Below are 2,047 nucleotides of genomic sequence, written 5' to 3' on the forward strand. Positions count from 1 at the left end.
CGAGGTCGAGGTGAAGGAGCGCAAGGATCGCGTTGATGACGCGATGCATGCGACCCGCGCGGCGGTCGAGGAAGGCATCGTCCCGGGCGGCGGCGTCGCCCTGCTCCGTGCTTCCGAGCAGCTCAAGGGTCTGCGCACCGAGAACGACGACCAGAAGACCGGCGTCGAGATTGTGCGTAAGGCGCTGTCCTGGCCGGCCCGCCAGATCGCGATCAACGCCGGCGAGGACGGTTCGATCGTGGTCGGCAAGGTCCTCGACAACGAGCAGTACTCTTTTGGTTTCGACGCCCAGACAGGCGAGTACAGCAACCTCGTTTCCAAGGGTATCATTGACCCGGCCAAGGTCGTGCGCATCGCGGTCCAGAACGCCTCTTCGGTGGCCGGGCTGCTGATCACGACGGAAGCGATGGTTGCCGAGCTGCCGAAGAAGGCTACGGCTGGTCCAGCAATGCCTGCGGCCCCCGGCATGGGCGGTATGGACTTCTGATCGGCCTCCTTAAATTCTCGATGGCATGCAAAACCCTGGCGATAATGTCAGGGTTTTTTGCAGCGAGCGGTCTGTAGCCTGCCAGTCGACGAAGAATACAGCCCATGGGCCTATCGGCCTATCCATGTGCGCGGCGGCAGGCCCCGGCTCAACTTGCTTGTGACCGTTCCTTGGCGGCGACAGGACCGCGTCCGGCACGACGCGCTGAGGGGATGGAATGTGTCTATGCTAACGATATTTTACGTTGGTCGTCCACTAGGCAGATGGCTGGGTGCTAGGCAGCAGGGCATGAACCCGCGCAGGCGCTCTCGCCGGATGCATGCCGTCGGGTTCGTCAGCTTTTGGACAGCTATTCGGTGTACAATGACTCTTGAAGTTAGCGGCGCGTGGTAGGGACAGCGCTCGCCCCGAGTATGCGTGGGGATTTCGGCGCCGAGTCACGCTCCTGCTAACTTCAACCAGTCGCGCATGCGCGGCAGAGACAGCGTCTGATCCATCCACCCGACCAGCGCCCCCGCTGCTTCCCGCGTAATCGGATCCACGCTACCGGGCGCCGGTCATCCGAATTAGCTAAATACCCCCCATGCGAGCGCTCCGCGCAGGAACTCCTCGTCCAAACTTCGCGATGTCACTCGCACTATTCGGCACTTTAATCCGTGAAAGAGTGCTCCAGCTCGGCGCACAATTCCATTGAGAAGCTTGGAACAACACAGCGCTGCAATATCACTGAGTCAGATCGCGGATGAGGTCCTCACCGAAGCCGTCAATCAAGTCCAGCGACGAGAGAAGGCGGATTGTCGCGGAGCTCGTGGCGAGCGATGACTGGCTTTGAGGCGCCGGTGCGACGGCAAGCCGATGCCCCCGGCAGCAGCTATTTGGTTGGTGAGCTCACTATAAAAGCGGCTGGCGGTGATTCCGAAGCAGATCGGCTCCAGCTAGTGCCGACTCTGTGGATGCTTGGTTGCCGACCGGCCCCCTGAGCGCGATTGGGCGTCGGGTAACGCAACCCTACGAGGAGGTTAGCCTAACGGGCCGCCGGTCCGGCCTGAGAGGAAGCGCAGGCGATTGCTCTGACACGCGATGGCGCGGGGCTCACAAACCTCAGTGACCGGCGAACCTATGTCGCTAAACATTCCCCTCTCTGCACTACTTCCAGAGAACTTCCATCGAGAGCATCGATTGAACATCCACAGAAACCGCGGCGGGTGAAACAAGGCGGGCGATGCGGCTGCCTCGTGTCTACCGATGAGGTTCCGCGCGCGGGAATAGGGCAAGGTCCGTTGCATTGGGATGCCCATACCTGATCCTTTGTGTGACGACCGCCGAAATATCACGTTTGTTCAGGGTGCTATAGCGCTCGGCAAGACTCTTAAACAACCCTCCGACCCGATCTGACGGAACAGTAAATTCGCCATAGTTAGGATCAGAGAGGATCGTCGTTCCATTCGACGTCCCCGCGGGTCACTTCAAATTCCTCCGGGTGTGGTCAGTCAAATTCCTCCACCCGCGAGGCAGGACAAGGGACTGTTAGTTTGAGTTTGTTTCCCGGGCAAGAGCTTC

1 protein-coding gene and 1 pseudogene are annotated in these 2,047 nt (G+C 60.3%); one reads left to right on the top strand and one right to left on the bottom strand.

Annotation, left to right across the window (positions count from 1 at the left end; genetic code table 11):
• Positions 1-487: TCP-1/cpn60 chaperonin family protein (locus QJT78_RS50680; protein WP_281460852.1), on the top strand; the 487-nt coding region annotated here is incomplete at its 5' end.
• Between the two features lie 1,239 nt (positions 488-1,726).
• On the opposite strand, the pseudogene QJT78_RS50685 reads toward QJT78_RS50680, so the two are convergent.
• Positions 1,727-1,939 (bottom strand): annotated as a pseudogene (locus tag QJT78_RS50685) (YopT-type cysteine protease domain-containing protein); the annotation flags it as partial.
• Positions 1,940-2,047: the final 108 nt, after the last annotated feature.

Origin of the sequence: Bradyrhizobium sp. Mp27, assembly GCF_029953005.1 — a bacterium.
Lineage (GTDB): Bacteria > Pseudomonadota > Alphaproteobacteria > Rhizobiales > Xanthobacteraceae > Bradyrhizobium > Bradyrhizobium barranii.